This window comes from Falsiroseomonas oryziterrae (assembly GCF_021864505.1).
In the GTDB taxonomy this organism is placed as follows: domain Bacteria; phylum Pseudomonadota; class Alphaproteobacteria; order Acetobacterales; family Acetobacteraceae; genus Falsiroseomonas; species Falsiroseomonas oryziterrae.
In genome coordinates, this window is sequence record NZ_JAKJIB010000292.1 from 1 (window position 1) to 5465 (window position 5465).

The window sequence follows — 5465 nt, forward strand, 5'->3', positions numbered from 1 at the left end:
GCCGCGCCAGCGCCGCCGCGGCGATCGCCTGCACGCGCCCGGGCGCGGCGAGCGCGATGCCCACAGCGACGGAGACCGACGCGCTGCTCGGTTGAGCGCGTCGCCGGTCAGGCGGTCCCGTGCACCGCCCAGGCGCGGGCGGAGAGCCGGATGCTCCCGTCGGGCTCGGCCGGCAGCGTGGCGCGGAGACGCTCGCGCAGCGCCGTTCGGCGTGTCTCGTCGAGCGACAGGCAATAGGCAGGCGCCGGCGCGCCGCCCGCCAGGAAGGGCGTCCAGTAGTCGTCGAAGTCGCGGAAGGTGGTCGGGACCTCGATCGCCGCGACCTCGACGGCGCGCAGCCCGGCCGCCTCGAACAGTGCCCGCAGCGGATCGGGCCGGCAGAGCGCGAAGCGGAGCGCCTCGTCGCGGCCGCCGGCGCCTTCCGGGTCGAGCGCGGCGGCCGCATCCCAGAAGCGGCGCATCATCTGCATGCCCTCGGCATAGTCCCAGACATAGGCCGCGACGGTGGCGCCGGCGCGCGCAACGCGGCGCATCTCCGCGGCGGCCTTCGGTTGGTCCGGCACGAAGTTCAGCACGAGCCCGCTGACCACCGCATCGAAGGCACCATCCGGGACCGGCAGCGCCTGGGCATCGCCGGGCCGGAAGGTGACGCGCGGATCCGTCACGCGGCGCTGAGCAAAGGCGAGGAAGGCCGCCGAGGGCTCGACGCCGGTCACCGCGGCCGGGGCCTCGGTCTCCAGGATCGCCTCGGTCAGCGCGCCGGTGCCGCAACCGACATCGAGCCAACGCGCGCCCGGTGGCACGCCGAGCCGCGGCAGGAACTGCGCCGCCACCAGGCGGCTCCAGCGCCCGACATAGGGCTCATAGGCCTCCCCCGCCGCCCAGAGCCGGCCCTCCTCCGCCGCGCCGCCGCCTGCCATCGCGCATCTCCCCGTGGCTGCCCGCGTCGGGACAGCGATAGGGCGGCGGCGACGGCCGCGGGGCCGAATTCGGGCCGGATCGCCGGGATGTGCGCGCGCGGCCACGCATCCCGCGGGGCCGAGTGTCTCGGTGCTGCGCGGCGGCGGCGCCCGCTGCCGGGATAGTTCCCACATCGGAAGAATCGTATGGGTCGGTCCGCTCTCGTGGCCTATCGTCCCGGTGCCGGGGGAAGGGGCGATCGCATGGCGGCAGGCACGGAACGCGGCTCGGCCGTCCTGCCATGGGCGGTGGCGATGCCGCTCGCTCGCCTGGTCGTGCTCGGCGGCGCGCTCTTTGTCATGCTGGTGATGAGCAACGACGTGATGGTGGCCTTGTCGGGCCGGCCGCTCGCTTCGGCCGCCGGGGTGGCGGGCATGACGGCGGCGGGGCTCGCCGTCTATGTCGGCTTCGCCCGCTTCGTCGAACGGCGCCGCGTGACGGAATTGTCCCTGCCGGGGATGGGACGGGAGCTTGGCCTTGGCCTCGCGGTCGGCGCCGGGCTCTACGTCGCCTGCGTGCTGGTCCTGATGGCTCTCGGCATCTACCGGATCGAGGGGCTGAACCCCTGGACCTTCCTGCTGCCGGCGCTGGCGATGGCGCTGAGCTCCGGCATGTTCGAGGAGCTGCTGTTCCGCGGCGTGGTGTTCCGCAGCATCGAGGAGGTCTTCGGCAGCTGGATCGCCCTGGTGGTGTCGTCCCTGGTCTTCGGCTTCGTCCACCTCCTCAACCCGGCGGCCACCGTGATGGGCGCCGTCTTCATCAGCATCGAGGCGGGGCTGCTTCTGGCCGCCGCCTACATGCTGACCCGCCGCCTCTGGCTGAGCATCGGCTTCCACATGTCCTGGAACTACACGCAGTCGGCCGTCTTCTCCGGCATCGTGTCGGGCGGCGACGCCGATCCGGGGCTGATGAGGGCCAGCATCGACGGACCTGTCGCGCTGACCGGCGGCAGCTTCGGCCTGGAATCCTCGGTGGTGGCGCTGCTGCTCTGCACCGCCACCGGGCTGATCCTGCTGGCCATGGCGATCCGGCGCGGCAACGTCGTGCCGCCGCTCTGGCGGCGCCGGGCCTGACCCGCCGGGGCGCTACTCGATCACGATCCTCGGCCCCGCCTTGGCGCCGCTGCGCTCGGCCAGCTTCTCCCGCAGGCGCGTCGCGATGCGCTGGTAGGCCTGCGCCTCCTCCGTCTCGGGCTTGGCCGCGACGATCGGCGTGCCGGCATCGGCCAGCTCGCGGATCGCGAGCTTGAGCGGCAGCTCGCCCAGGAACTCGACGCCGAGCCGCTCGGCCTCCGCCCGGCCGCCGCCATGGCCGAAGAGCTCGGCGCGGTGGCCGCAATTCGGGCAGCAGTAGAATGACATGTTCTCGATCAGCCCGAGCACCGGCACGCCGACCTTCTCGAACATTCGCACGCCACGCCGCGCATCGATCAGCGCGACATCCTGCGGGGTGGAGACGATCACCGCGCCGGCCAGCGGCACGCGCTGGCTCATCGTCAGCTGCGCGTCGCCGGTGCCGGGCGGCATGTCCACGACCATGACGTCGAGCGCGCCCCACTCCACCTGGCCCATCAGCTGCTCAAGCGCGCCCATCACCATCGGGCCGCGCCAGATCATCGGCGTCTCCTCCTCCACCAGGAAGCCGATGGACATCGCCTTCAGCCCCCAGCGCTGGAGCGGGATGATGCGCTGCTGCTCGGCGCGCGGCCGCTCGCGCGTGCCGAGCATCTGGGGGAGGGACGGGCCGTAGATGTCGGCATCCAGCAGCCCGACGCGCAGCCCCTGGGAGGCCAGGGCGACGGCGAGGTTCACCGCGGTGGTGGACTTGCCGACGCCGCCCTTGCCGGAGGCCACCGCGACGATGGCACCGACCTCGGGCAGGAGCATCGGGCCCTGGCCGGGCGCGGCCTTGCCGCCCGGCGCCGGGCCGGAAGGGGCCTTCGGGGCCTCCGCCCGGTGGGCCGTCAGCACGACGGTGGCCGACAGCACGCCGGGGACGGCGGAGGCGGCCTTCTCGGCCGCGGCGCGCAGCGGTTCCGAGTCGCGGGCGCGCTCGCGCGGGACCTGGATGGCGAACTGCACCATGCCGTCCTTGGCGACGAGCCCGTCCACCATGCCGGCCTCGACCACGTCGCGGCCGCTGGCCGGGTCGCGCACGGCCCGGAGTGCCTGCCGCACCCGGGACTCCAGGGTCTCGCCCATCGCTTGAAAAACCTCTCTCCCGACAAGATATCGGCGTGACCGAGCCGTAACCCGGCCTGCCGCACGCTTCGTGGCGGTGATATGGACTAGCGGCGCGGCGGCTGCACCCCTCCTGGGCCGGAGGAGTTGCCTGACTGCCGGGATAGAGGAGGCCAAGTACCCGATGGCGTGGAACAACAGCGGCGGGCCGAGCCCCTGGGGCAACCCACGACCGGGCGGGCCGTGGGGCGCGCCGCAGCCGCCGGGCGGCGGCGGGGGCGGGGGTGGCCGCGGGCCGGGACCCGACCTCGACGACGTGATCCGCCAGGCACAGGACGCGGTGCGGCGGTGGCTGCCGCGCGGGTCGGGCGGCAAGGGTCTCGCGCTGATCGGGCTGGTGCTGGTGGCGCTGTGGGCAGCCTCTGGCTTCTATCGTGTCAATCCGGACGAGCAGGGCGTGGTGATGCGCTTCGGCGCCTTCGACCGCACCGCGCCGCCGGGCCTCAACTATCACATCCCCTGGCCGGTCGAGAGCGTGACCACGCCGCGCGTCACGCGCATCAACCGCGTGGATGTCGGCTTCCGCGCCCCGGGCGACACCCCCGTCGGCGCGCGCCCGATCGCGGCGCGCGACGTGCTGGAGGAGTCGCTGATGCTGACCGGCGACGAGAACATCATCGACATCGACTTCGCGGTGTTCTGGCGCATCCGCGACGCGGGCGAGTTCCTGTTCAACACGCGCAACCCCGAGGTCACGGTGAAGTCCGCGGCCGAGAGCGTGATGCGCGAGGTGATCGGCCGCACGCCGATCCAGCCCGCGCTGACGGAAGCGCGCGCGCAGATCGAGCAGGAGGTCCGGCGGGGGACCCAGGCGATCATGGACCAGTACCGCGCCGGCGTTGAGATCACGCAGGTGCAGCTGCAGAAGGTGGACCCGCCGACCCAGGTGGTGGACGCCTTCCGCGACGTGCAGCGCGCCAATGCCGACCGCGAGCGCGCGCGCAACGAGGCCGAGAGCTACCGCAACGACATCATCCCGCGGGCGCGCGGCGAGGCGGAGCGCATGGTCCAGGAAGCCGAGGGCTTCCGCGAGTCTAACGTCGCCCGCGCCCGAGGCGAGGCGCAGCGCTTCGTCAGCGTGCTCACCGCCTACCAGGCGGCGCAGGACGTGACGCTGCGGCGGATGTACATCGAGACCATGGAGGAGATCCTGCGCCGCAACCCGACCGTGCTGGTGGACAGCGGGCTGCAGGGCGTCGTGCCGTTCCTGAACCTCGGCGGCGAAGTCTCCCGCGCCCCGGTGGCCGCCGCGCCGCAACTGACCCGTCCGGCGCCGGCGCCGCAGCTCGGGAATCCTAACCAGATGCCCGCCCGCCCGCAGGGAGTGCCCCGATGAACCGCGCCCTCATCCTCGCGGTGGCGGCGGCGGTCGGCATCGTCGTCGCCTCCTCCACGCTGTTCACGGTCCACCAGACGCAGCAGGTGCTGATCACCCAGTTCGGCCAGCCGATCCGCGTGATCACCGAGCCGGGGCTGCAGGCGAAGATCCCCTTCGTGCAGTCGGTGATCGCCTTCGACCGCCGCCTGCTCGACTACGAGGCGGCGGGCGAGGAGGTGATCCTCGGCGACCAAAGGCGGCTGATCGTGGACAGCTTCACGCGCTACCGCATCACCGACCCGCTGCTGTTCTTCCAGACGGCAGGCGCGGCCGAGGCGGGCATCCGCGCGCGGCTGAACTCGATCGTCACCTCCGCTCTCCGCCGCGTGCTCGGCAACGAGCCGCTGCTGAGCGTGCTGTCCACCGACCGGACGCGGATCATGGGCGAGATCCGCCGCCAGGTGAACGAGGAGGCGCGGCGCTTCGGCATCGAGGTGACGGATGTGCGCATCCGCCGCGCCGACCTGCCGGACGAGAACACCCAGGCGATCCTGAACCGCATGCAGTCCGAGCGCGAGCGCGTCGCGCGGGAGGCCCGCGCGGAGGGCGCCGAGGTGGCGGCGCAGGTGCGCGCGCGCGCCGACCGCGAGCGGACCGTGCTGCTCGCCGAGGCGCAGGCGCAGGCCGACATCCTGCGCGGCCAGGGCGAGCAAGACGCGATCCGCATCTTCGCCGAGGCCTTCCAGCGCGATCCGCAATTCTTCCAGTTCTGGCGCACCATGCAGGCCTATCGCGAGGCCTTCAGCCAGGGCGAGACGCGGATGCTGCTGTCGCCCGACAGCGAGTTCTTCCGCTTCTTCCGGGAGAGCATGCAGATGCCTGGCGCTGCCTCCGGCGCCGCGGCGCCCGCCCCGCGCGCGGTGGCCCTGCCGCCGCCCGTGCCCGCC

At 73.1% G+C, this 5465-nt stretch carries 5 protein-coding genes; 3 read left to right on the forward strand and 2 right to left on the reverse strand.

What is annotated here, in order from left to right; genetic code table 11:
- Window positions 1-107: 107 nt before the first annotated feature.
- Window positions 108-920 (reverse strand): class I SAM-dependent methyltransferase, encoded by an 813-nt coding sequence (locus L2I40_RS18385; RefSeq protein WP_237216639.1) that lies wholly within the window; start codon window positions 918-920, stop codon window positions 108-110.
- Between the two features lie 243 nt (window positions 921-1163).
- Here L2I40_RS18385 and L2I40_RS18390 point away from each other — a divergent pair, with 243 nt between their 5' ends.
- A complete protein-coding gene (locus L2I40_RS18390) occupies window positions 1164-2033 on the forward strand; it encodes a CPBP family intramembrane glutamic endopeptidase (RefSeq protein WP_237216640.1) in 870 nt (289 codons plus the stop codon).
- Window positions 2034-2045: 12 nt separating this feature from the next.
- Here the strand turns inward: L2I40_RS18390 and L2I40_RS18395 are convergent, their stop codons facing one another.
- Window positions 2046-3161: an Mrp/NBP35 family ATP-binding protein gene (locus L2I40_RS18395; protein WP_237216641.1), complete on the reverse strand. Its 1116-nt coding sequence runs from the start codon at window positions 3159-3161 to the stop codon at window positions 2046-2048.
- A 163-nt stretch (window positions 3162-3324) separates the two neighbouring features.
- On the opposite strand from L2I40_RS18395, the gene hflK reads away from it, so the two are divergent.
- A complete protein-coding gene (gene hflK, locus L2I40_RS18400; RefSeq protein WP_237216642.1) occupies window positions 3325-4536 on the forward strand; it encodes an FtsH protease activity modulator HflK in 1212 nt (403 codons plus the stop codon).
- A partial coding sequence (hflC, locus tag L2I40_RS18405) for a protease modulator HflC (protein WP_237216643.1) occupies window positions 4533-5465 on the forward strand: 933 nt, incomplete at its 3' end. The genes hflK and hflC, both read left to right, overlap by 4 nt.